We start from the raw sequence: 22,583 nt of genomic DNA on the forward strand, positions 1-22,583 counted from the left end.
TGCGATCTTCTGATCTTGATTTTATAGCGACAGAAGGCTGCCGAAGATCAAAAGATCGTCCGATCGCGGCCCGAGCCTTCGGCAGCTCCTACACAGGGTTCCTCAGCGTAGGTTGAGGAGTCCTTTCACGAGGGGTTCCAGGTCAAGACGATTAACCGCTTTCACCGTGTCGACCATTTCCCCAGGCCAACACTCAAGACCCAGGCAGGCCCCAAGCATGGCGCCGAGAATCGCCGCGATGGTATCGGTGTCGCCACCCAGACTGGCTGCCATGCACAACGCGTCGAATGCGCTCATTTCACCGATCGCCACTTGCTGCGCCAGAGCGAATGAAACCACCACCGACTCCTGCGACGCCACCGACGTGCCGATCACGTCATACAGCACATCGGCGAGCAGCGCTTTGTCGCTGTCGACACTGATACTGCGCGCCCAGCTGATGCGCGAGGCCATGCGCCCACCCGCGACCCAGTGGCCGTGGGCTTCGGCTTGCTGGGCAATGTGTTGACCGAGGTTCAACGCCTCGCCCAGATCCACGCCGTTGATCCCGGCAGAAACCACCGCCGCCACCGCCGCCGCGCTGGAAATGCCCAGCGTGGTGTTGTGGGTCACCTGACACGCCTGCACCACTGCGGCGATAAATTGCTCGGGTTCAGCAACATTTGCGGCAATCCCGACCGGGGTAATGCGCATCGCCGCGCCATTGGTGGTGCCATAGCGCCCGGCTTCTTCCGGTGAATGTCCGGCGAGGATCATTTCAATCGCGCGTTTGGTCGAAGGGCCGAGCAAATCCTGCGAGCCCTTGGCCTGCATCTCGGCTTCCCACTCGATCAAACGCTGAGCGAGGATCGCCGGCTCGATGCGCCCCTGACCTTCGACCAGCAACTCGCCGACCAGAATCGCCTGTTCGGTGTCGTCGGTGATCGAGCCTTTGGGCATATTCGCGGCGATGGGTTGCAGCGGGCCGGCGTCCTGCAGATCGGTGATCTGGCCAAAACGGCTCTTGATGGTTTCGCGGTTCAGCGACTGCGTCGGCATGCCCAGCGCATCACCCAGCGCCAGACCATAAAAAGCGCCAAGTGCACGGTTGAGCGCGGTCATTTCGATTCTCCAAATTGCAGGTGCAGACGAAAGTGCACCGGGTCGAGCAGGCTCTCCACCTGCTCCATGAAACGGTTCTGCCGGTCGTACGTGGTGCGCAGGGCTTTGAGGAACACCGTGCCGACCGGTCGACCGAGCAGTTCGGCGTCTTCGGCGTTCAGCGGCTCGGCGCCGATCCACTGATCACCGCGCTCGCCGATGTAGCCGTACGCGGCGAGGGTGATGGTCAGAGAATTGTCGATCAGACCGACGCGCGGCAGGCTTTCCAGACCGCCATTGGCCGGCATCAAAGAGCGTTCGAGAGAGACCAGCGTACCGTCGGTGGCGCGCCGGCGACGGTCGAGGGTGATGAATTGATCGGTGCCGAACCGCACCAGCAGATCCGGGCGCGTCACCGCTTCAAGGCGCAATACTTCAGTGTTGATCAGCGCCCCGCTGTCGGCCAGCGCTTGCGCCCAACCGCTGCGTTGGTCGAGGGCGACACCGTCGAAGGTGACGATGGAGCCGACCCCGCTCTGCGTGGCGATGTAATTGCGCCGCTTCAGTTCGGCCAGCGCTTCGCGCAAGGTGCCGCGGCTGACCTGGAATTCTTGAGCCAACTGATGTTCGCCGGGCAACAGGAAACCGTCCTCCATGAGGCCGCTTTCGATGCGCCGGACGAGTTCGTCGACCACCCGTTGTTTCTTGTCAAATCGTACCTGTCTAATCATGTACAAATTGATAACCGAAACGGGGCGCGGCGGGCAAGGGATATTTAAGGGAGGTGACCGGTGGGGGCGAAGATCAAAAGCAAAACCAAGAGCCCCTCACCCTAGCCCTCTCCCGGAGGGAGAGGGGACTGATTGGGGAATGCTGGCGAGATGCGGTGACCTCAAAGTGTTGCGCCGTATCCGCAATCGACCTGTTGCCGAGTGATTGTCCAATCCGTAGTCAACTCGGTATTTCAGGTCGATGCAGAACGGGAGACACCTCGGTTGGCCCCCTCTCCCCCTGGGAGAGGGCTGGGGTGAGGGTAGCTTTTGACGTTAGCGCTGCTTAAGGCGGTCAATCACCACGGCCAGCAACAGAATCGAACCACGGATCACATACTGATAAAACGTGTCGATGTTTTTCAGGTTCATCGCATTCTCGATGATCGCCAGAATCAACACCCCGGCAATCACATGGCGGATCATGCCAATCCCTCCACTCAGCGAAACCCCGCCCAACACACAGGCAGAAATCACCGTCAGCTCGAAGCCCTGACCAATCATCGGCTGCCCGGAGGTCATCCGCGACGCCAGAATCACACCCGCCAACGCGCCGATCACACCGTGCACCGCGAAGATGATGATTTTGGTGCGATCAACGTTGACGCCCGCCAGCAGCGCCGCTTCCTGGTTGCCACCGATGGCCATGGTGTTGCGCCCGTAGGTGGTGTAATTCAGCAGCCAGCCGAAAAACAGAAAGCAGACGATGGTGATCAGGATCGGCACCGGCACGCCGAACAACTGGCCGTTGCCGAACACGAAGAACGATTCCTGCGATACGCCCACCGCTTTGCCGTTGGCGAAAATGTACGCCAAGCCACGGACGATCTGCATCGTCGCCAGCGTGGTGATCAGCGCATTGACGCGCAATTTGGCGATCACGATGCCGTTGATCAGCCCCACGATCAGGCCCATCACCAATGCTGCGCTGACGCCGAGAAAGACGCTGTCGGTGTCGCGCATCACCACTGCCGCAACCACACCGGCACAGGCGATCACCGATCCGACCGAGAGGTCGAAATGCCCGGACGCCAGGCAGTACAGCATGGTGCACGCCGCGATGCCGGTGGTGGAAATCGCAAGGCCCAGACCACGCATGTTCAGCGGCGAAAGAAAGTTATCGATCAGCAGCGTGCAGGCGACAAAAATGCCGATCGCCGCCAGCAGCATGACCCAGTCATCGAGGAAGCGGCGCATGTCGAGCGGTTTGCGCTGGGTCGGCAGGGTTTCGTTTTGGGTAGTCATCATAGTCACCTCTCAGTTCGCCACGCCGTCAGCGCGTTGGCGCGGCAAAGCCAGTTGCAGCAGGTTGGATTCGTTGGCCTGGTCGCGGTTGATTTCACCGCGCAAGGCGCCTTCGCACAGCACCAGAATACGGTCGGAGATGCCCATCACTTCCATCAGGTCGCTAGACACCACGATCACCGAAATGCCGTCCGCGGCAAGGTTATGGATGATCTGGTAAATCTCGGCTTTGGCGCCGATGTCGATGCCGCGAGTGGGCTCGTCGAGCAGCAGGACTTTCATCGGCATCGACAGCCAGCGACCGAGAATGGCTTTCTGCTGGTTGCCGCCGGAAAGAAATTTGATCTGCTGCCCGGCGTGCGGAGTTTTCACTTTCAGGGCTTTGATCTGCTTGTCGGCGTTGCCCTTTTCCCACAGGCCACGGATCAGACAGCCGAGGCCGGAATGCGCACCGCGCGCACTGATGTTGATGTTCTCGGCGACGCTGGCCAGCGGGATGATGCCTTCTTTCTTGCGGTCTTCCGGGCACAACAGAATGCCCGCAGCAATCGCATCACGCGGTGAACGCAATTTCAGTTCGTGACCACGCAATTCGAGACGGCCAGCGGTGTTGCGCTCAAGGCCACTGAGCAGGCGAAACAGTTCGGTGCGCCCTGCCCCGACCAGCCCGAACAGGCCAAGGATTTCGCCCTTGTGCGCCTCGAAACTGATCGGCTCGCGCAGCCCTGGACCGAGCAAACCGTCGACTTTCAATGCCACGGCGCCGCGCGGGCGATGGCGGTAATCGTAGATATCCTGAATGTCGCGACCGACCATGCAGGTCACCAGTTGATCGTGGGTCAACTGACTCATGTCTTCGAACGTGCGCACATAGCGGCCATCCTTGAACACCGTGACGGCGTCGCAGATGCGGAAAACTTCTTCCATACGATGGGAAACATAGAGGACCACTTTGCCCTCATCGCGCAGGCGGCCGATGATTGCCATCAAGCGGTCAATTTCCCGCGCCGAAAGGCTGCTGGTCGGTTCGTCAAAGGCAATCACATGGGCGCCGCGCGACAGTGCCTTGGCGATTTCCACCAATTGGCGTTGGCCCAGTGACAACCGCCCGACCTTGGTCTGCGGATCGATTTCATCGGCCAAGCCTTTGAGGCAATTCAAGGCTTTCTGGCGTAGCTCACTGCGATTGATCAAGCCGAAACTGGCCGGCAGATGGCCGAGGAACAGGTTCTCGGCCACGGTCATTTCCGGGACCAGATGCAATTCCTGGTGAATCACTGCGACGCCGCTGCCGATGCTGTCGGCGGTGGACTTGAACGCCATCGCCTGCTCGCCGATCTGCAACTCGCCGCTGCTCGGGATGTAGGCACCGCCGAGAATCTTCAGCAGGGTCGATTTGCCGGCGCCGTTCTCGCCCATCAAGGCATGAACCTGACCCGGATGCGCGACGAAACTGATGCCGTCCAGCGCCTTCACACCCGGAAAGGTCTTGCCGATGCCGTTAAAGCGCAGGCTGCCACTGGCGCCGTGTTGTTCTTGTGTCTGTACTTGCGCGTGCATAAAGCCACCTCTTCACACCGAAAAACGGCCCGGCTGCCCGGGCCGTCGCTGCCTCAGTTCCACAAGCCGATTTTTTCCAGCTCTTGCTTGAAGTTTTCGCGGGTGATCAGGGTGACGTCATCCATGGCGGTGTACTTCGGCGGTTCTTTGCCGGCAGTGATCCACTCGTACATCATCTCGGCGGTCTTGTAGCCTTCGATGTGCGGGCTTGGCAGCATCGAACCGAAGAAGCCGCTGTTAGGCTTTTTCAACTCGCCAATGGCGTCGGTGCCGTTGATGCCAATGCCGATCACGTTGGTCGCGGCAAAACCGGCCGCTTCGGTAGCCCGTACGCCGCCGAGCACGGTGTTGTCGTTCATGCCGCCGATGATCAGGTTTTTCGCCGCGCCTGGCAGTTTCACCAGCGCCGAGTTGGTGGCGTCCATGCTGCCAGGTACGTCGAGGGTTTTCAGCGCGGCGAAGAGGATGTGATCCTCAGGCATGCCGGCCTTCTTCAGAGCATCGACCGAACCGTCGGTGCGCTTCTTGCCAGTGTCGAGTTCGTTGTAGGTGTTGACCACCGCGTAGGTGTCTTTCCAGTCCCAGTTACGCTTCTTCGCTTCGGCGGCCATGGCGGCGCCCTGCTTCTGGCCGACTTCGAACGCAGCCATGCCCAGGTACGGCACGTCTTCCATGAATTTGCCGCTGGCATCGACGAAACGGTCGTCGACGGCGATCACTTTGAGGTCATTGAGTTTGGCTTTGGCCATGATCGCCGGGCCGAGCGACACATCCGGTGGGCAGATCACAAAGCCCTTGGCGCCATTGGCGGCCAGGCTGTCGATAGCCGAGAGGGTTTTCTCGCCATCCGGCACGGCGATTTTGATCAGTTCAAAGCCTTTGTCCTTGGCGGCTTTCTCGGCAAAAGCCCATTCGGTCTGGAACCAAGGTTCTTCGGCCTGCTTGACCAGAAAACCGATCTTCACCGCGTCGGCGGCGAGCAGCGCACTGCTCAAGCTGAACGCAGTAACCGCCAGGGCAGTGCTGCACAGGGTACGAATCCCGAATCGACGTTTCATCAGATGACTCCTTGTTATTTTTTTTGAGCAAGGTTTGCAAAGCGTTGAAGCGTGTTCTTACTGAAACAGTTGAAAATAGTCATATCGTATGATGATTGGATTTCAAGCGTAGTTCAGCGCTCAAAATCCGTTGTATTCAGTCGTGGTACATCACCGAACGTCCGCCATCGAGGGTGATACACGACGCGTTGATGAACGGCGCTTCATCACTGGCCAGAAAAACCGCGGTCATGGCCACTTCGATCGGCTGGCCGATGCGTTTCGGCGGGTGCAGATCGAACGCGCGCTGGCGCTCGGCATGCGGGTCGGCGAAACCGTTCCAGTAGTCGACGTTGAGCTGCGTTTCGATATACCCCGGGGCAATGGCGTTGACGCGAATGCCTTTGGCGGCATATTCGATGCCGAGTGCGCGGGTCAGCCCGAGTAAACCGTGTTTGGCCACCGGGTACGGAAAGCAGCCGGGGATGATGTGGCTGGAATGGGTCGAGGCGATGTTGATGATGCTGCCGACGCCCTGCTCGATCATCTGCGGCAGCACGGCTTTGCAGCCAAACCAGGCGCCATCCAGATCGATGGCGAAGCAGCGGCGCCAATCTTCTTCGGTCATCTGCAGCGGGTCGCGAAACACGTTGACCCCGGCACAGTTGATCAGTACATCGATGCGTCCGTGCCGTTCAACGGCAAGTCTGGCCATGGCGTGCAAGTCGCTCTGGGCTGAGACATCCGCCTGCATCGCCTGCACATCATGGCCCTGCTCGCGCCAATGCGCGGCGACGCGTTCAACTTTGTCGGCCTGGATATCGCTGATCACCAATTTGGCCTGCTGCGAGGCGAAAGCGGCGACGATGGCTTCGCCGATGCCTTGAGCTGCACCGGTCAGCAACACCACTTTGTTGCGCAAACGCTCGCCCTTCGGCGGCGCAGGCACCGGCGGCAGCGAAAGAGGTTCAGCCATGGATCAGGCCTCCTGTTTTGCGCGCGCAAAAAAACCGGCCATCAATCGATGTCCGGTTTTGGTGGCTGCGGCAATGCAACAGGCAGGCGTCGCTGACGGCATTGAGCCGTGGCGATACGCGGATCCCGCTTGCGCGGGCAATAAGAATTCGCTGCATCACTTCACCTGTTTTGTTCTTTTTAAGTGTGAGTGCGTGTTACTGCTGGAGCCGACTATAAACCCGACCGCCAAATAATCTCAATATATAATTTTGCATCCCATATTTTGGGATTTAACCAGCAAAACGCGTACAGAGTTTTCCTGCAACGTCGACGCGCATGCTCAACACCGCGCCATCCAGGGGATGGTTGAGCGGACTTTTCGCGCTGGTGATGTACAAGGTCTTCAGATCTTCACCACCGAATACGCAACTGGTTGGGCGGCTGACCGGCAGATCGATTTTGCGATCCACTTGCCCATCCGGCGTCAGCCGCAACAGGCAACTGCCGTCCCAACGCGCGTTCCACACGTAGCCTTCGGCGTCCATTGCCGAGCCGTCGGGGCCACCGTTTTGCTCCGACGCGTAAAAGACCTGCGCGGCATCGAGACTGCCGTCGGTGCGGATGAAATATCGATTGAGCGTGCCGTCGAGACTTTCACCAAACAGCAACGTGGTGCCGTCATCACTCCACAACAAGGTATTTGGAATGCCCAGCCCGAGCAGCAGCGGTGTCACGCGCTGGTCGGGATCGATGCGAAACAGGCCACCGGAGCGGCGGACGATCGACAGGTCTTCGCCCTGCTCGCCGATGTTGTTTTGCATGGTGCCGAGCCATAACCGGCCCAGCGCATCACAGCGGGCTTCGTTGGGCCGATTGCCGGGTTGCGGGTCGGCGACGCAGAATAACGTGAGACGCGGTTCGAGCCCTGGCGAGTCGAGATCAAGGCGATAGACGCCGCTGCTCAGTGTCACCAGTGCATCGCCGCTGTTGCAGGGAATGAATGCGGAAATGTGCTCGGGCATTTGCCAGATCTGCACGTTCTGGCCGATCAGGCGCAAAGCCTGCTTGCCTGCAATATCGACCCAGTACAGCGCCTGGGTCGGCGCGTCCCAGAACGGGCCTTCACCAAGTTGCGCGCGGTGTTGGGTCAGAGCGGTGCACGACATATCCATTCCTTCATGTTCTTGTTGTTTTTCATTGTAGGAGTGAGCCTGCTCGCGATGGCGGTCTGTCAGGCGACATCATTGATATTGAACCACCGCTATCGCGAGCAGGCTCACTCCTACAGAGGTACCGGGTTTCAGCTGGCTTTTTTGTCAGCCATGACTTTCGGGTAAAAGCGTTTGATCGCCAGATCCGCATTGTCGATCAAGGTCATGCAGGCCCACACGCCACGTGCGGAATCCCGGGCGGCAATGGCGTCGGCCATGTCTTTGTGAATGGGAAGCGTGCGGCGCAATTCATCAGGATCAGCGGCAGAAACTTCGAACGAAACCGCGAGCAAAGCGCCGAGCGCCGGGACCATTTGTTCGATGAACTGGTTATGGCTCGCAGCCAGAATGCATTCATGAAAGGACTGGTCGGCGCGGTTGTAATCGACATTACTGTCGACGGCGCGCTCAAGGGCGTTGTACGCCAACTGCACCGCGTCGATCTGTTCCTGGGTCGCGCGCTCGCAAGCCCAGCGCACCGCCATCGGCTCGATAGTGCGGCGCAGGTCGAGCAGGTCATCGACGAAGTTTTCCGGCAAGCCGTTGCGCGAAAGCCAACCGACGACTTGCGGATCGAACAGATTCCAGCGTCGCACCGGCAGGACGCGAGTGCCGACTTTCGGCCCCACTTCCAGCATGCCTTTAGCAACGAGGGTTTTGATTGCTTCGCGAATCACCGTGCGGCTGACACCGAGCTGCTCGCCCAGGTCGGCTTCGACTTTGATGGTCTGCCCAGGCTTGACCTGACCAGCAGCAAGCCAGCTGCCGAGCCAGTCGACCGTCGACGCATGAAAACTGCTGGACATGAACACCTCAAAGCGGATCGCGTTGGGTGCCTACGCTAATCATCATACGATTGAGTGTCAACGACAAAAAAGATCGCAGCTCTCGGCAGTTCCCCGAGGTGTACACCCTGTAGGAGCTGCCGAAGGCTGCGATCTTTTAAGGTTCGAGACCGATGCGAAAGAATTCGCCGCGACTCCAGACGCCAAGCCAACGCTGGCCGTCGATTTCGCGGCTGACCGCCAGGTTCACCATTTGATAAAAGACATTGCGGTGAATCAGCGCCTCGAGATTGCTGCGCACATGAACATAGGGCGCGGGCTCTTGGGTTGTCGGATCGATTTCGACACGGATCGGATGCTCAGGCCCGGCCTCGGCGGTTTCCTCGACGTTGATGGTAAAGCGCAAAACCTGCGCCTCGCCCTCGCCTTCGACCTCAACGGAAATCGCCACAAACGGCGCATCGTCGACCTTGATTCCAACCTTCTCGACCGGGGTGATCAGGAAATAATCGTCACCATCGCGGCGGATGATGGTGGAGAACAGTTTGACCATCGGCTTGCGCCCGATCGGCGTGCCCAGGTAATACCAGGTGCCGTCACGGGCGATGCGCATGTCGATGTCGCCGCAAAAATCCGGATTCCATAAATGCACCGGCGGCAGGCCTTTGGTTTTGGGGATTTGTCCCAACAGGTCATTGGCTGTTTGCTGGCCACTCATGGCGTTCTCCTCGGATTATTGGTTGCTGACTCCCAGCAGGCTGCGCGCGTACTGTGCCAGCGGCGGACCGATCAGGTCTTCGGGTTTATTGTCGTGGAACGTCAGTAAACCGCCACGACTTTTGATGCGTGCAGTATCAATCAAATACTGCGTGCTGGTCTCGATCAACATGATCTGAATGACGCCGCCGTCGATGCCGAGACGATCCACAGCTTCCTGATCGAGCCACTCATCGGAGTTGCCGATGCGATCATCAGCCTTGGCGAAACGCGTGTACAACAAATAATGCGCGCCGGCATCGCGAGCCTCGCCCATCGCCTGGTCGAGGCCTTCCGGCGCACGGGCGCGGCGAACCATCGGGAAATACTCGATGAAACCTTTGAACGCTTCTTCAGCGACCACATTGGGTCGAGGATAGGAACCACCCGGCGGCGCGAAAGCACCCTGAGCGATGTAAATGAACGAATCCGCCTGAATGCGGAAGTTGTTCACGCGACGGCTATCGCTGTGATCGAGCAAACCGGCGTCGCTCATCTGGTAGCGAGTGCCTTCGGCCATATCGCTGACAGTCATACAGCCGCCGAGCGCCAAAACGGCCAGCAGCAAAACCAGGCTACGCATCCTATTCCTCCAGAGGCCGGTGACGGAAAACCGGCGAATGGCCAGTGAATGCAGCTTTTGCGCCAGCTCTGATTCTTCGTTCAATGTTAAATCGCATTCGCGAGCAGGCTCGCTCCCACACGGGATCGCTTTTAAATTGTGGGAGCGAGCCTGCTCGCGAAAACGGCCGATCAGCCGCCGATGATCTTCATGATGGTCGCGCCGCCCGAGAACGCCACTTCCTGCTTGTCGCCCAACGCCTTGACCAGCAAACGTTGAAGCGCCGGCAATGCCTGATGGCGCGGCTTGTCGAGGAGATCGCCGACATAGTGGCGGTTGCTCGACGACAGGCAGCCATGCAGCCAACCGGTCGAGGACAGGCGCAAGCGCGAACACGTACGGCAGAACGGCACACTTTCATTGGCGATTACGCCGAAGTTGCCCATCCCCGCAATTGCATAGCGCACAGCGGTTGCGTCCACTGGCGCATCGGTTTGCGCGTATTCGTAGTGTTCGCCGATCAGCGCCAGCAACTGCTGCAGGCTGACGAATTGTTGCAGGAATGCGTTGGAGTCTTTGGCCAGATGCCCCATGCGCATCAGTTCGATGAAGCGCAGTTCGAAGCCGCGTTCCAGGCAATAATCGAGCAACGGCATGACCTGATCGAGGTTCTGCCCACGCAAAGGCACCATGTTGACCTTGATCTTCATCCCCGCCGCTGCCGCTTGATCCATGCCATCGAGCACCGTGGCCAGGTCACCGCCACGGGCAATGCTGCGGAAAGCGCTGGGGTCGAGGGTATCGAGGGAAACATTGATGCGGCGCAGACCGGCATCGACCAGTAGCGGAAGCTTCTTCGCAAGGAGTTGACCGTTGGTGGTCAGGCTGATGTCTTCCAGGCCCATCTGCCCGACAGCGGCCATGAAAGTTTCGAGCTTTGGACTTACCAGCGGCTCGCCACCGGTGATGCGCAGGCGCTCGATGCCAGCGGCTTCGATCAGATACGCCACCCCGCGTGCCATGGCTTCGGCCGACATTTCATCCTGCGCAGCCACCAATCGCTTGCCGTCAGGCACGCAATAGGTACACGCGTAATTGCAGGCTGAGGTCAGGCTGATTCGCAAATTGCGAAAACGCCTGCCTTGACGGTCAACGATCATGATCACTCCGGCGAAAGAATTTCGAGCCGCTAAAACTTGACTCACAAATCAAGTTTTAGCAAGCCCTATGCCTGAGTATATTCCTGCGGTACTGCGTCATGTAGGGAAATCACGGCGCAATAAGGCTGCTGAATAGCTCAGCTGCTCGGCGTTTCCGGATCGCGCTTGCGCTTGTTGCCCATGCGCACACCGATGTCCATCAGGAACTGGAAGAAACCCTCCTGATCTTCCAGCACGTTGCTCCAGAATGGCGAGTGATACAGCGCAACAGCGCCGTGCACCAACGCCCAGGACGCGCAGTAATGGAAATACGGCGGCACGTCTTCGAGCTTGCCTTCGCTGATGCGGCCTTTGATCAGCAGGGTCAGACGTTCGAAGTTCGAGGCGCGGATCTTGTGCAACTCCTCGACCATCTCCGGCACCTGATTGCCTTTGACGACTTTCTCTTCGAGACGGTCGAACAGGCGATAACGCTGCGGATCGCGCATGCGGAATTCGAAGTAGGCGCGGGACAGCGCTTCCTTGTCCTTGTCGACATCAGCCGAATGCAGCAGCTCGTTCAAGTCGCGCTCGTAATCGAGCATCAGGCGCAGATAGATCTCGGCCTTGGATTTGAAGTGCTTGTAGATCGTGCCTTTGCCGATACCCACGGCATCAGCAATCATCTCGACGGTGACACTGTCTTCACCTTGTTCGAGGAACAGCTTGAGCGCGGTATCGAGAATTTCCTGCTCGCGGCGACGAAATTCACGGACCTTACGAGGTTCTTTATGCATAAGAAAAAAGGTCTGAAGGGTCAAAATTCGAAGCCGCGTATTATGCCTAACTTGCGCAAAAAAGCACGGTTCATCGACTGAATCTGTGTTTCTCGTTCATTTTGAGAACGTTTTCGGGGCAATGAGAACTCAACTGAAGCAAACGTATTCCAAATTTGTTTAAAAACCCCGGCCGCCTCACTGGACTGCACGCCAGACTGATCAATACTTGAACTGTCGGCCGACATCTCCCCCAAGTGTCGCGCCGATAAAGGTACCAACGGACCGCGTGCCTTTGTTTTACTCCTAATGGTCTTAACCCGGATTCACCCCCCAGAACCCGGGTTTTTTTTGCCTGCGATTTGACGTGTAGGAGCTGCCGCAGGCTGCGATCTTTTGATCTGGCTTCTTTAAGAACAAAGATCGCAGCGTTCGGCAGCTCCTACACGGCAGATTGAACGGTGGCCAGCGGGAACAGGCGCTTGAAGTTCTCGGTAGTCTGTTCGGCAAAACGCTCGTAATTCTCGCCGCGCAACATCGCCAGAAACTCCGCCACTTCACGCACGTATTGCGGCAGGTTCGGCTTGCCACGATAAGGAATCGGCGCCAGGTACGGCGAATCTGTTTCCACCAGCAGGCGATCCGCCGGAACCTTGCTCGCGACGTCGCGCAAGGCGTCGGCATTGCGGAACGTGACAATGCCCGACAGAGAAATGTAATAGCCCATGTCCAGCGCAGCCTTGGCCATGTCCCAGTCTTCAGTAAAGCAATGCAGCACGCCCGCCTGGGGCAGTGCCGCTTCGCGCAGCAACTCCAGCGTATCGGCACGGGCGCCGCGGGTGTGAATGATCACCGGTTTACCGGTTTGCTGTCCCGCTTGCAGATGCAGGCGGAACGATTCCTGCTGCAACTCGGCGGCTTCCGGCTCGTAGTGGTAATCCAGACCGGTTTCGCCGATCGCCACCACTTTCGGGTGATCGAGTTCGTGCAACAGCCAATCCAGGGCTGGCGCCGCACCCGGTTGAACATCGAGGGGATGCACGCCGACTGAGCAGTCGACATCGGCGTAGCGCTCGGCCAAAGCTTTCACGTCGGCGGCGTTATCGGCACTGACGCCAATGCAGAGAAAGTGTCCGACACCACGCCCGCGCGCGGCATCGAGTGCGGCATCGAGCGAGCCGTCATGGGCGGCGAGGTCGAGGCGATCAAGGTGACAATGGGAATCTACGAGCATAAAAACACGGCTACTTACATCGTATGAGTGGGACGGTCGGACTTGAGGGCTCCGGCCAGATGAGTTTCGATGCGACTGCGCGCAGTGTTGTCGCCGTCGTTGAACTGCACGCCGACCCCGGCGGCGCGGTTACCTTGCGCACCCTTGGGTGTGATCCAGGCGACTTTGCCGGCAACCGGAATTTTCTCCGCCTCGTCCATCAGGTGCAACAGCATGAACACCTCATCGCCCAACTTGTAACTCTTGTTGGTCGGGATGAACAAACCACCGTTTTTGATAAACGGCATGTAAGCGGCATATAGCACCGCTTTGTCCTTGATGGTAAGGGACAGGATGCCGTTGCGTGGCCCTGGGCCGAGGGGTTCATTCATGTTGACCTCCACTGCTGATCTTCAGAGTCTAGGTACACATTGTCATCTTTGACCAGGCAAACCCGCCCATTGCACCAACAATGCTTCCAGCAACAATGCCGGATTGAGGTTGGCCTTGCTCATGACTTTCTGTCGCTGGGCGAGAATCCAGTCCTGAATCTCGAGGACTTTGCCTTGCGCACTTTTCTGCGCCAGGTACTGCACGACCTTGCGCATATCGGTCAGGCCGAGGCCGGCTTCATCCTGAGTCAGTTGATAGCGCAGAATCAGGCTCGACCAGTCACAGAACCAGTCGAACAGGCGCAGCATCGGGATATTTTTCCATTCTTCGGCCAGTTGCGTCGGCGATTGCTGCTGCTTGAGCAACTTCTTCACGCCTTCGACCACCTGCGCACGTTGTTCACGCACGCCTTGGGACTGCAGACTGACCGCCATCAGCGGCGAGCCAGCAGCCAGTGTCAGCAGTTCGACCCGTTCTTCTTCAGAACAATCAGGCAGCGCCTGCGCCAGCCATTGCAGGCTCATCGCCTCACCCGGAAGCGGACAGGCCTGCTGCACGCAACGACTCTTGATCGTCGGCAGCAAACGGCTGGTCTGATGGCTGACCAACAGCAACACCGTGTCGCCGGACGGCTCTTCAAGGCTTTTGAGCAAAGCGTTGGCGGCGTTGATGTTCATCGATTCAACCGGCTCGATCAGCACCACCTTGCGCCCGCCCAGTTGCGCGGTTTGCACGACGAAACTGACCAGATCGCGCACCTGATCGACCTTGATCGCCTTGTCGGCCTCTTCCGGCTCGAGAATGTAATTGTCCGGATGGCTGCCAGCCCGGAGCAACAAACAGGATTTGCATTCGCCGCAAGCCTCCGGCGTCGGACGCTGGCACAACAGGCTGGCCATCAGCCGCTCAGCCAGCGCTCGCTTGCCGATCCCGGCCGGACCGTGGAGCAGATAGGCGTGCGCGTGCTGCTTACGCCCGGCCAGTTGCTGCCAGAGACTGTCCTGCCACGGGTAGGCCTCAGCCACGGGCCAGCTCCAGCAGGTTCGGCAGCAAGGTATCCAGCGATTGTTGAACCTTGACCAGTGACTGCCCGGCATCGATCCGCACGTAGCGCGCAGGATCGGCTTCGGCACGTTTCAGGAACGCGTTGCGCACGTCCTCGAAAAACGCGCGACCTTCCAGTTCGAAACGATCCAGTCGACCACGGGCACTGGCCCGAGCCAGGCCGATCTCCACCGGCAGATCGAAAATCAGCGTCAGGTGCGGACGCAGATCGCCTTGGACGAAATTTTCCAGCAGCGCGATGCGTTCCAGCGACAAACCGCGACCGCCGCCCTGATAAGCGTAGGTCGAGTCGGTGAAACGATCGCACAGCACCACCGCGCCGCGTGCCAGCGCCGGACGGATGACCTCCGCCAGATGTTGCGCGCGCGCAGCGAAGACCAGCAACAGCTCGGCATCCGGATGCATGACTTCATCGGCCGGCGCCAGCAGCACATCGCGAATCCGCTCGGCCAGTGGCGTGCCACCCGGCTCACGGGTCAGCACCACCTCGATACCGGCGGCGCGCAGACGCTCGGCGAGGTACTCGCGGTTGGTGCTTTTGCCGGCGCCTTCCGGGCCTTCCAGAGTAATAAACAAGCCAGTCACAGGCAGTCCTTAATCAAAGTCATTGCGCGTCTTGTGGTGCAGCAGCATCCGGGGCCGCTGCCGGTTCCTGAACGGGAACTTGCGGCAACGTTTCCGGCGCCGTGTTCGGCGACGCACCAGGAATCGCTTCCGGCGTAGCCGGAGCCTCTTCCGGGGTTACGGCTGGCGCCGGGCTTGAGCGGTAATCGGCGCGGCGCTTGAGCTGATATTCGCGCACCGCATTGTTGTGGGCATCGAGATCGTCAGAGAACACATGACTGCCATCACCGCGGGCGACGAAGTACAGACTCGTACCTTCCACCGGATTCAGCGCGGCGTGAATCGCTTCCCGGCCGACCATCGCAATCGGCGTCGGCGGCAGCCCTGGAATCACATAGGTGTTGTACGGCGTCGGCTCTTTCAGATGCGCACGGGTCAACTTGCCGGTATAGCGATCACCCAGGCCATAGATGACGGTCGGATCGGTTTGCAACTGCATGCCCAGCGCCATCCGCCGCACGAAAACACCGGCAATCTGCCCGCGCTCCTGCGGCACGCCGGTCTCTTTCTCGACCAGCGACGCCATGATCAGCGCTTGATAGGGTTCGGTGTAAGGCACATCGGCGGAACGCTGCGCCCACTCCTTGGCGAGCACTTCGTCGAGACGTTCAAAGGCCTTTTTCAGCAACTCGGCGTCGGACATGCCGCGCACGAAGCGATAGGTGTCCGGGAAAAACCGACCTTCAGGAAACAGTCCTTTATGACCGATCCTGGCCATGACGTCGGCGTCGCTCAATCCGTTCAAGGTCTGTTCGAGTTTCTCGTCTTTGGCTAACGCGGCGCGCACTTGATGGAAATTCCAGCCCTCGACCAGCGTCAGGCTGTACTGAACCACTTCGCCACGCTTCCAGGAGTCGATCAGACCGTTGACGGTCATGCCCGGCTGCATGCGGTATTCGCCACTGTGAATCGGCGTGCCGGCGAGGTTGAAGCGCCAATAGACCCTTAGCCAAAACGCGTCCTTGATGACGCCATCGGTTTCGAGTTCAAGGAAAGTACGGGTAGGTGTCGAGCCTTTCGGCACATCCAGCAGTTGTTCCTGCGTGATGTTCAAGGGCTGTTCCAGCGCGGAATGAATCTTCCAGGCGCTGGCGCCCATCAGCAGCCCTGCCAGAACCAGTCCGGTTTCAAGCAGCAGCAAAAGTTTACGTCTCACTAATCAGGCATCCAGTAGGGCGCGGGCAATGGTTTGCAGTTTACGGGTGAGCGGGCCAACCGGCCAGCTCAGTGCAGCGTAGGCGCGTACCGGCCAGACGCCATAAACGCTGTTGCAGAGGAAGATTTCGTCAGCCCATTGCAGCTGTTCGAGGCTGATGTCGGCGATTTGCGTGGGGATGGCCAAAGACTCGGCCTGAAACAATATTTCCGCGCGCATCACCCCGGCGACGCCGCAACGCTTCAGGTCCGGCGTCAGCAGCACGCCATCGCGCACAATGAACAGATTGCTGAACACCCCTTCAATCACTCGACCCGCCTGATCAAGCATCAAGCCCTCGGCGTGCTCGCTGTCCTGCCATTCGGCGCGGGCGAGCACCTGTTCCAGTCGATTGAGGTGTTTGAGCCCGGCCAGCAACGGCTGTCTGGACAAGCGCGTACTGCACGGGAACAGGCGAATGCCTTGCTCGGCATGTACGGCAGGATAAGCAGCAGGTGGATTGCCTTGCAGAATGCGTCGACCCGGCGCCGCTGGATCGGGCGCATAACCGCGCAGCCCGTCGCCACGGGTGAGGATCAGCTTGAGCACGCCCTCGCCCATGGCTGCCGCGTAGCTCAGCAGTTCGTGGCGAACCAGCTCGATATCTGCGGCAATAGCCAGACGCGAGCAGCCGTCGGCCAGTCGCGTCACGTGTCGTTCGAACAGGATGGGGCGGCCGTTGTGCACGGCGATGGTCTCGAACAGACCATCGCCATAAGCCAGGCCGCGATCTTTCAGCGACAGAGCGTCAGCCGGTTGACCGTCGACCCAGCAGTCCATCAGCCTGCAAACCGGCGGAATGCCAGCGTGCCGTTGGTGCCGCCAAAACCGAAGGAGTTGGAGAGCACGACATCGATGTCCATGTTGCGCGCAGTGTGCGCGACGAAATCGAGGTCGCAGCCTTCGTCCGGTTCATCAAGGTTGATGGTCGGCGGCGCGACCTGACTGTTGATGGCCAGCACGCTGAAGATCGCTTCGACCGCGCCCGCTGCACCCAACAGGTGTCCGGTCATCGACTTGGTCGAACTGACCGCCAGTTTGTAGGCATGCTCGCCGAACACGGTCTTGATCGCATTGGCTTCAGCGAGGTCGCCGGCCGGGGTCGACGTACCGTGGGCGTTGATGTACTGCACTTGATCAACGTTGATCTTTGCATCGCGCAGCGCATTGGTGATGCAGCGCGCGGCACCGGCGCCGTCAGCCGGTGGCGAGGTCATGTGGAACGCGTCGCCACTGGTGCCGAAACCGATCAGCTCGGCGTAGATCGTGGCGCCGCGCGCCTTGGCATGCTCGAGTTCTTCGAGAACCAGTGCACCGGCTCCGTCGGACAGAACGAAACCGTCACGGCCCTTGTCCCACGGACGGCTGGCACGGGTTGGCTCGTCATTGCGTGTCGACAGCGCACGGGACGCGCCAAAGCCGCCCATGCCCAGACCGCACGCAGCCATCTCGGCGCCGCCGGCAATCATCACGTCAGCTTCGTCGTACATGATGTTGCGCGCCGCCATGCCGATGCAGTGCGTACCGGTGGTACATGCGGTGGCGATCGCGTAGTTAGGTCCCTGTGCCCCCAGGTGGATGGACAGGAAACCGGAAATCATATTGATGATCGAGCCTGGCACGAAGAATGGCGAGATTCGACGCGGGCCCGTCTCATGCAGGGTGCGGCTGGTTTCTTCGATGTTGGTCAGACCGCCGATGCCCGAACCCATGGCCACGCCAATGCGTTCACGGTTGGCGTCGGTGACTTCCAGACCGGCATTGCGCACGGCTTGAAAGCCGGCGGCGAGGCCATACTGAATGAACAGGTCGAGCTTGCGCGCTTCCTTGACCGACAGGTATTCCTCGACATTGAAGCCTTTTACCGAGCCGCCGAAGCGGGTGGAATAGGCAGAAAGGTCGGTGTGTTCGATCAGACCAATGCCACTGCGGCCAGCCAGAATGCCCTGCCAACTGCTCGGCACGTCCGTGCCCAGTGGCGACAACATACCCATACCGGTGACTACGACGCGTCTACGCGACACAGCACTCTCCTTTTTCAAATGACGACGACTTTGCATCAGGCCTAAAGAAAAAACCGCACGCCATGATGGCAGTGCGGTTTTTCCATGACAGCAAACAACGATTACAAACTATTACGCCTGGTGGCTAGTAACGTAGTCGATTGCAGCTTGTACAGTAGTGATCTTTTCAGCTTCTTCGTCAGGGATTTCGGTCTCGAATTCCTCTTCCAGAGCCATCACCAGCTCAACGGTGTCAAGGGAGTCGGCACCCAGGTCTTCTACGAAGGAAGCGGTATTGACCACTTCTTCTTCTTTAACACCCAGTTGCTCGGCAACGATTTTCTTGACGCGCTCTTCGATGGTGCTCATACCTTGTTTTCACTCCTAATGGACAAATTCAGGCAGCTGGCCAGTGGGTAAGTGTATAGAAAGACTTTTCAGTTTTTCAACTGAAAGCTTCACTCCTCAAACCCTGCGACCCTCTGCCTATAAATAGATTGCAGCTTTATAACGGATTTTAGACAGCTCGTATGACATTTTTTTGAAGCAATCCGTCACATTTTACCTACATGTACATCCCACCGTTCACCGGGATTGTAGCCCCGGTAACGTATGCCGCACCGTCGGATGCAAGAAAAGCGACCACGGACGCGATCTCTTGAGCTTGTCCCAGACGACCCAGCGGAATCTGCGTCTGCAAGGCTTCACGCTGTGCTTCAGGCAGCTCACGTGTCATATCGGTGTCGATAAACCCTGGGGTTACCGAGTTCACCGTAATCGAACGCGAACCGACTTCACGCGCCATCGCACGGCTGAAACCTTCCAGACCGGCCTTGGCGGCTGCATAGTTTACTTGGCCGGCGTTGCCCATGGCACCCACCACCGAGCCAATACTGATAATTCGACCCCAACGCGCTTTGGTCATGCCGCGCAGAACGCCCTTGGACAAGCGATACAGACTGTTCAGATTGGTATCGATCACGTCGTACCATTCGTCGTCTTTCATGCGCATCATCAGGTTATCGCGGGTGATACCGGCATTATTGACCAGAATCGCCACTGGCGCACCGAACTGTTCCTGAATGCCCGCCAGTACCGCGGTGACCGATTCGTCGCTGGTGACATTGAGTTCGAAGCCTGCACCCTGAATACCGTTTTCCTTCAGGGTTGCGGCGATACGCTCAGCGCCCGACGCGGAAGTCGCAGTGCCAACGACAATGGCGCCCTGACGACCCAGTTCCAGCGCGATGGCCTGGCCGATCCCGCGACTTGCACCGGTGACCAGTGCAACTTTACCTTGCAAACTCATGCAAGTTTCTCCTGATTCAGGCTTGCGCTGCGCGAGCGGCAGCGAAAGCATCTGGGGTATTGAGGTTGGAAGTCGCAACGCCTTCGGCGCAACGTTTGTTCAGACCTGCCAGCACTTTGCCGGGGCCACACTCGACCAGATTGGTTGCGCCCTTGGCGGCCAGCGTCTGCACCGACTCGACCCAGCGCACTGGCTTGTACAATTGTTCCAGCAGATCACGCTTGAGGGTTTCCAGATCGGCCGGCACTTGCGCGCTGACGTTCTGGACGACCGGGATCTGCGGCGCTTGCCAGTCAATGGCAGCGATCGACTCAGCAAAACGCTCGGCAGCCGGGCGCATCAGCTCGCAGTGCGACGGCACGCTCACCGGCAGCGGCATGGCACGCTTGGCGCCACGCGCCTTGCAGCCTTCGATGGCGCGTTCGACAGCGGCCTTGGCACCGGCAATTACAACCTGGCCCGGAGAGTTGAAGTTGACCGCGCTGACGACGTCGCCTTGCGCAGCTTCTGCGCAAGCGGCCAGCACGTCCGCGTCTTCCAGACCGAGGATCGCGGCCATGCCGCCCTGCCCGGCCGGAACCGCTTCCTGCATCAGTTGACCGCGACGCTCAACGAGCTTCACTGCGTCAGCCAGCGTCAGGCTGCCAGCCGCCACCAGCGCACTGTATTCACCCAGGCTGTGACCGGCGACAAAGGCCGGACGCGCGCCACCTTCTGCCAGCCACAAACGCCACAGCGCGATGGATGCAGTCAGAATGGCCGGTTGGGTTTTGTCAGTTTGATTGAGCAGTTCTTCCGGACCCTGTTGGGTCAGCGCCCACAGGTCATAACCCAGAGCCTCAGAGGCTTCTTTGAAAGTTTCGAGGATCAACGGATATTCCGCGCCCAGCTCGGCCAGCATGCCGAGGGACTGCGAACCCTGTCCTGGAAAGACGAATGCGAGGGAAGCAGACATGTAACAAGCCCCTAATGATCTTGTCGTCGAAAAAGCACGTCCCGTTTGGGACGCAAGAAACTGACAGTTTGGATGGCCCATTGAACCGGGCGGTCACATTTAAGCATTGTCCGACGAAAACGCCTAAGACAACAGATCCTCCAGACGACCGTGAAGACGCTCAGGCAGGTTCTCCTGAATCTCGATCAACGCCCGCTGAATCGCACTCTGGAAGCCCTGAACGCCGGCAGAACCGTGACTTTTCACGACAATGCCCTGCAGACCGAGAAAGCTCGCGCCGTTATGTCGCGCGGGGGCCAGATCAGCCTGCAAACGTTTCATCAAAGGCAGCGCCAGGGCGCCGACAGCGCGGGAGGCGAAGTTTTTCTTGAACAAGGCCTCGATCCGGGCGGCGATCATGGTCGCCAGGCCCTCGCTGGACTTCAGCAGAATATTGCCGACAAAGCCGTCACACACCACCACGTCAGCTTCGCCGCGGTACAACCCGTCACCCTCGATGAAACCGGTGTAGTTGATGCCGCGCGCGGCCTGCAACAGCGTTGCTGCCAGCTTGACCTGCTGATTGCCTTTGATGTCTTCGGTACCGATGTTCAGCAGCGCGACGCGCGGGCGATGGATGCCCAGCGTCTGCGCCGCCACCGAACCCATCACCGCAAACTGCAGTAAGTGCTCGGCGCTGCAATCGACATTGGCACCCAGGTCCAGCAACTGGCAATAACCCTTCTGTGTCGGAATCGCCGCCACCATCGCCGGGCGATCGATACCCGGCAAGGTTTTCAGCACGAACCGCGACAGCGCCATCAACGCCCCGGTATTGCCGGCACTGACACAGGCCTGCGCCTTGCCATCACGTACCAGCTCCAAGGCGATACGCATCGATGAGTCTGGCTTGCCGCGCAAGGCTTGCGTCGGTTTTTCGTCCATGGTGATGACTTCGCTCGCCGGGACAATACTCAGGCGCGCGCGATCGGCAGCCGATTGGCCGTGGATCAATTCTTCAAGAAGGGAGGGTTGACCGACGAGGGTCAGATGCAGCGAGGGCGTAGCGGACAGGCAAGCAAGGCTGGCCTGAACAATGCTGCGGGGACCGAAGTCCCCGCCCATTGCGTCAATCGCGATGACTTGAGCGGACAAGTGATTACTCGTCAGCGCCCTTGTCGATCACTTTACGGCCACGGTATACGCCTTCTGGCGAAACGTGGTGACGCAGGTGAACTTCACCGGTGGTTTTTTCTACAGACAGGGTGCTAGCCTCGAGAGCGTCGTGCGAACGGCGCATGTCACGGGCAGAGCGGGATTTTTTGTTCTGCTGAACAGCCATAATTGATTAACTCCTAAACGTTTGGGTCACGCTTTAACTGCGCCAATACACTGAACGGGTTGGACCGCGTTACCTCGTCCTCGCTCGGTTCGGGCTCATCTGCTCCCGCCGGCTGCTGGCATTCTTCCGGATGATGAGCAGGCACAATAGGCAAGGCGAGCAGAAGCTCTTCCTCGACCAGTGACTGCAGATCCAATGGATCTTCGCCCAGTTCCAGCACGTCATAACCTTTCGGTAACGACTGGGTATTCGCACCCTCCTTCACTACAGCGTAACTGCATTCGCTGTGGATCGGCAGGGTGACCAGCTCAAGACAACGCTGGCAAACCATTTTGACTTCGGTGTCGATAAAGCTGTGGATGACCACAGATTTACGTTCATCTCGTTCAAAAACGAATTTCGCCTGCACCGTACCGACATCGTCGGAAAGCGGGTCGCAGAGTCTCTTCAAATCGGCCAGCAGCAGCTCACCTTGAAGGGTGGTGCCACGGTCAGCCAATTTGCGCGGGTCAACGTGAGGTGGAATCGGGTCATTCAACATAGGCGCAGCATTATAGGGATGCCCCCACCCTTGTCAAAGGAAATTGTGCCCTGTCCGTCACTTGCGTGCCTCCGCTAGAATCTGCA

At 59.0% G+C, this 22,583-nt stretch carries 26 protein-coding genes; 1 reads left to right on the forward strand and 25 read right to left on the reverse strand.

What is annotated here, in order from left to right:
• Window positions 1–102: 102 nt before the first annotated feature.
• From EL257_RS19515 to EL257_RS19540, 6 genes are all read right to left on the reverse strand, one after another.
• On the reverse strand, window positions 103–1,101 hold the full coding sequence (locus EL257_RS19515; protein WP_126365382.1) for an ADP-ribosylglycohydrolase family protein: 999 nt from the start codon (window positions 1,099–1,101) through the stop codon (window positions 103–105).
• On the reverse strand, window positions 1,098–1,811 hold the full coding sequence (locus EL257_RS19520) for a GntR family transcriptional regulator (protein WP_016770970.1): 714 nt from the start codon (window positions 1,809–1,811) through the stop codon (window positions 1,098–1,100). The genes EL257_RS19515 and EL257_RS19520 overlap by 4 nt, the downstream gene beginning before the upstream one ends.
• 315 nt (window positions 1,812–2,126) lie before the next feature.
• Complete coding sequence (gene araH, locus EL257_RS19525) at window positions 2,127–3,095, reverse strand: L-arabinose ABC transporter permease AraH (RefSeq protein ID WP_126368198.1); 969 nt, start codon at window positions 3,093–3,095, stop codon at window positions 2,127–2,129.
• A 12-nt stretch (window positions 3,096–3,107) separates the two neighbouring features.
• On the reverse strand, window positions 3,108–4,655 hold the full coding sequence (gene araG, locus EL257_RS19530; RefSeq protein WP_126365384.1) for an L-arabinose ABC transporter ATP-binding protein AraG: 1,548 nt from the start codon (window positions 4,653–4,655) through the stop codon (window positions 3,108–3,110).
• 53 nt (window positions 4,656–4,708) lie between these two features.
• The gene (locus EL257_RS19535; protein ID WP_126365386.1) at window positions 4,709–5,713 is read right to left on the reverse strand and encodes a substrate-binding domain-containing protein; all 1,005 of its coding nucleotides are present in this window, start codon (window positions 5,711–5,713) and stop codon (window positions 4,709–4,711) included.
• Window positions 5,714–5,849: 136 nt separating this feature from the next.
• Window positions 5,850–6,668, reverse strand: coding sequence for an SDR family oxidoreductase (locus EL257_RS19540; RefSeq protein ID WP_126365388.1), 819 nt, complete (start codon window positions 6,666–6,668; stop codon window positions 5,850–5,852).
• Here EL257_RS19540 and EL257_RS19545 point away from each other — a divergent pair.
• Window positions 6,667–6,903, forward strand: coding sequence for a hypothetical protein (locus EL257_RS19545; protein ID WP_126365390.1), 237 nt, complete (start codon window positions 6,667–6,669; stop codon window positions 6,901–6,903). The genes EL257_RS19540 and EL257_RS19545 overlap by 2 nt on opposite strands.
• Window positions 6,904–6,939: 36 nt before the next feature.
• Here EL257_RS19545 and EL257_RS19550 read toward each other — a convergent pair whose 3' ends face one another.
• The 19 genes from EL257_RS19550 to EL257_RS19645 all read right to left on the reverse strand — a co-directional run bounded on the left by EL257_RS19550 (window position 6,940) and on the right by EL257_RS19645 (window position 22,497).
• The gene (locus EL257_RS19550) at window positions 6,940–7,815 is read right to left on the reverse strand and encodes an SMP-30/gluconolactonase/LRE family protein (RefSeq protein WP_126365392.1); all 876 of its coding nucleotides are present in this window, start codon (window positions 7,813–7,815) and stop codon (window positions 6,940–6,942) included.
• Between the two features lie 134 nt (window positions 7,816–7,949).
• Entirely contained in the window at window positions 7,950–8,666 is a 717-nt protein-coding gene (locus EL257_RS19560; protein WP_126365394.1) for a FadR/GntR family transcriptional regulator, read from the reverse strand.
• 136 nt (window positions 8,667–8,802) lie between these two features.
• Window positions 8,803–9,363 (reverse strand): DUF1285 domain-containing protein, encoded by a 561-nt coding sequence (locus EL257_RS19565; protein ID WP_126365396.1) that lies wholly within the window; start codon window positions 9,361–9,363, stop codon window positions 8,803–8,805.
• Between the two features lie 15 nt (window positions 9,364–9,378).
• Entirely contained in the window at window positions 9,379–9,984 is a 606-nt protein-coding gene (locus EL257_RS19570; RefSeq protein WP_126365398.1) for a DUF4823 domain-containing protein, read from the reverse strand.
• 170 nt (window positions 9,985–10,154) lie between these two features.
• Window positions 10,155–11,123, reverse strand: coding sequence for a GTP 3',8-cyclase MoaA (locus EL257_RS19575; RefSeq protein ID WP_126365400.1), 969 nt, complete (start codon window positions 11,121–11,123; stop codon window positions 10,155–10,157).
• 137 nt (window positions 11,124–11,260) lie between these two features.
• Window positions 11,261–11,899, reverse strand: a complete 639-nt coding sequence (locus tag EL257_RS19580) for a TetR/AcrR family transcriptional regulator (protein ID WP_007950805.1) — start codon at window positions 11,897–11,899, stop codon at window positions 11,261–11,263.
• A gap of 421 nt (window positions 11,900–12,320) precedes the next feature.
• Window positions 12,321–13,112, reverse strand: coding sequence for a TatD family hydrolase (locus EL257_RS19585; RefSeq protein ID WP_126365402.1), 792 nt, complete (start codon window positions 13,110–13,112; stop codon window positions 12,321–12,323).
• Between the two features lie 14 nt (window positions 13,113–13,126).
• Window positions 13,127–13,483 (reverse strand): PilZ domain-containing protein, encoded by a 357-nt coding sequence (locus EL257_RS19590; RefSeq protein ID WP_126365404.1) that lies wholly within the window; start codon window positions 13,481–13,483, stop codon window positions 13,127–13,129.
• Between the two features lie 42 nt (window positions 13,484–13,525).
• Complete coding sequence (locus EL257_RS19595; protein WP_126365406.1) at window positions 13,526–14,509, reverse strand: DNA polymerase III subunit delta'; 984 nt, start codon at window positions 14,507–14,509, stop codon at window positions 13,526–13,528.
• Window positions 14,502–15,134 carry a dTMP kinase gene (gene tmk, locus EL257_RS19600; RefSeq protein WP_126365408.1) on the reverse strand — a complete coding sequence of 211 codons (633 nt, stop codon included), beginning with the start codon at window positions 15,132–15,134 and terminating at the stop codon, window positions 14,502–14,504. Before tmk ends, EL257_RS19595 begins: the two co-directional genes overlap by 8 nt.
• Window positions 15,135–15,153: 19 nt before the next feature.
• Window positions 15,154–16,329 (reverse strand): endolytic transglycosylase MltG, encoded by a 1,176-nt coding sequence (gene mltG / locus EL257_RS19605; protein WP_126365410.1) that lies wholly within the window; start codon window positions 16,327–16,329, stop codon window positions 15,154–15,156.
• 3 nt (window positions 16,330–16,332) lie between these two features.
• On the reverse strand, window positions 16,333–17,148 hold the full coding sequence (pabC, locus tag EL257_RS19610; protein ID WP_126365412.1) for an aminodeoxychorismate lyase: 816 nt from the start codon (window positions 17,146–17,148) through the stop codon (window positions 16,333–16,335).
• Complete coding sequence (gene fabF, locus EL257_RS19615) at window positions 17,148–18,392, reverse strand: beta-ketoacyl-ACP synthase II (RefSeq protein ID WP_126365414.1); 1,245 nt, start codon at window positions 18,390–18,392, stop codon at window positions 17,148–17,150. Before fabF ends, pabC begins: the two co-directional genes overlap by 1 nt.
• A gap of 111 nt (window positions 18,393–18,503) precedes the next feature.
• Complete coding sequence (acpP, locus tag EL257_RS19620) at window positions 18,504–18,740, reverse strand: acyl carrier protein (protein ID WP_003175607.1); 237 nt, start codon at window positions 18,738–18,740, stop codon at window positions 18,504–18,506.
• A 196-nt stretch (window positions 18,741–18,936) separates the two neighbouring features.
• On the reverse strand, window positions 18,937–19,680 hold the full coding sequence (gene fabG / locus EL257_RS19625) for a 3-oxoacyl-ACP reductase FabG (RefSeq protein WP_126365416.1): 744 nt from the start codon (window positions 19,678–19,680) through the stop codon (window positions 18,937–18,939).
• A gap of 16 nt (window positions 19,681–19,696) precedes the next feature.
• Complete coding sequence (gene fabD, locus EL257_RS19630; RefSeq protein WP_016986029.1) at window positions 19,697–20,635, reverse strand: ACP S-malonyltransferase; 939 nt, start codon at window positions 20,633–20,635, stop codon at window positions 19,697–19,699.
• A gap of 123 nt (window positions 20,636–20,758) precedes the next feature.
• A complete protein-coding gene (gene plsX, locus EL257_RS19635; protein ID WP_126365418.1) occupies window positions 20,759–21,769 on the reverse strand; it encodes a phosphate acyltransferase PlsX in 1,011 nt (336 codons plus the stop codon).
• Between the two features lie 4 nt (window positions 21,770–21,773).
• Window positions 21,774–21,956, reverse strand: a complete 183-nt coding sequence (gene rpmF / locus EL257_RS19640) for a 50S ribosomal protein L32 (RefSeq protein WP_003179396.1) — start codon at window positions 21,954–21,956, stop codon at window positions 21,774–21,776.
• A 13-nt stretch (window positions 21,957–21,969) separates the two neighbouring features.
• A complete protein-coding gene (locus EL257_RS19645; protein ID WP_038364482.1) occupies window positions 21,970–22,497 on the reverse strand; it encodes a YceD family protein in 528 nt (175 codons plus the stop codon).
• Between the last annotated feature and the right edge of the window lie 86 nt (window positions 22,498–22,583).

The sequence above is a fragment of the Pseudomonas fluorescens genome, from assembly GCF_900636825.1.
GTDB lineage: Bacteria > Pseudomonadota > Gammaproteobacteria > Pseudomonadales > Pseudomonadaceae > Aquipseudomonas > Aquipseudomonas fluorescens_BG.

Bases quoted from the DNA above. Each gene is read 5' to 3' on its own strand.
- EL257_RS19515 (WP_126365382.1), bottom strand. From the start codon at position 1,101: ATGACCGCGCTCAACCGTGCACTTGGCGCTTTTTATGGTCTGGCGCTG.
- EL257_RS19520 (WP_016770970.1), bottom strand. From the start codon at position 1,811: ATGATTAGACAGGTACGATTTGACAAGAAACAACGGGTGGTCGACGAA.
- araH (WP_126368198.1), bottom strand. From the start codon at position 3,095: ATGACTACCCAAAACGAAACCCTGCCGACCCAGCGCAAACCGCTCGAC.
- araG (WP_126365384.1), bottom strand. From the start codon at position 4,655: ATGCACGCGCAAGTACAGACACAAGAACAACACGGCGCCAGTGGCAGC.
- EL257_RS19535 (WP_126365386.1), bottom strand. From the start codon at position 5,713: ATGAAACGTCGATTCGGGATTCGTACCCTGTGCAGCACTGCCCTGGCG.
- EL257_RS19545 (WP_126365390.1), top strand. From the start codon at position 6,667: ATGGATCAGGCCTCCTGTTTTGCGCGCGCAAAAAAACCGGCCATCAAT.
- EL257_RS19540 (WP_126365388.1), bottom strand. From the start codon at position 6,668: ATGGCTGAACCTCTTTCGCTGCCGCCGGTGCCTGCGCCGCCGAAGGGC.
- EL257_RS19550 (WP_126365392.1), bottom strand. From the start codon at position 7,815: ATGTCGTGCACCGCTCTGACCCAACACCGCGCGCAACTTGGTGAAGGC.
- EL257_RS19560 (WP_126365394.1), bottom strand. From the start codon at position 8,666: ATGTCCAGCAGTTTTCATGCGTCGACGGTCGACTGGCTCGGCAGCTGG.
- EL257_RS19565 (WP_126365396.1), bottom strand. From the start codon at position 9,363: ATGAGTGGCCAGCAAACAGCCAATGACCTGTTGGGACAAATCCCCAAA.
- EL257_RS19570 (WP_126365398.1), bottom strand. From the start codon at position 9,984: ATGCGTAGCCTGGTTTTGCTGCTGGCCGTTTTGGCGCTCGGCGGCTGT.
- EL257_RS19575 (WP_126365400.1), bottom strand. From the start codon at position 11,123: ATGATCGTTGACCGTCAAGGCAGGCGTTTTCGCAATTTGCGAATCAGC.
- EL257_RS19580 (WP_007950805.1), bottom strand. From the start codon at position 11,899: ATGCATAAAGAACCTCGTAAGGTCCGTGAATTTCGTCGCCGCGAGCAG.
- EL257_RS19585 (WP_126365402.1), bottom strand. From the start codon at position 13,112: ATGCTCGTAGATTCCCATTGTCACCTTGATCGCCTCGACCTCGCCGCC.
- EL257_RS19590 (WP_126365404.1), bottom strand. From the start codon at position 13,483: ATGAATGAACCCCTCGGCCCAGGGCCACGCAACGGCATCCTGTCCCTT.
- pabC (WP_126365412.1), bottom strand. From the start codon at position 17,148: ATGGACTGCTGGGTCGACGGTCAACCGGCTGACGCTCTGTCGCTGAAA.
- acpP (WP_003175607.1), bottom strand. From the start codon at position 18,740: ATGAGCACCATCGAAGAGCGCGTCAAGAAAATCGTTGCCGAGCAACTG.
- fabG (WP_126365416.1), bottom strand. From the start codon at position 19,680: ATGAGTTTGCAAGGTAAAGTTGCACTGGTCACCGGTGCAAGTCGCGGG.
- fabD (WP_016986029.1), bottom strand. From the start codon at position 20,635: ATGTCTGCTTCCCTCGCATTCGTCTTTCCAGGACAGGGTTCGCAGTCC.
- rpmF (WP_003179396.1), bottom strand. From the start codon at position 21,956: ATGGCTGTTCAGCAGAACAAAAAATCCCGCTCTGCCCGTGACATGCGC.
- EL257_RS19645 (WP_038364482.1), bottom strand. From the start codon at position 22,497: ATGTTGAATGACCCGATTCCACCTCACGTTGACCCGCGCAAATTGGCT.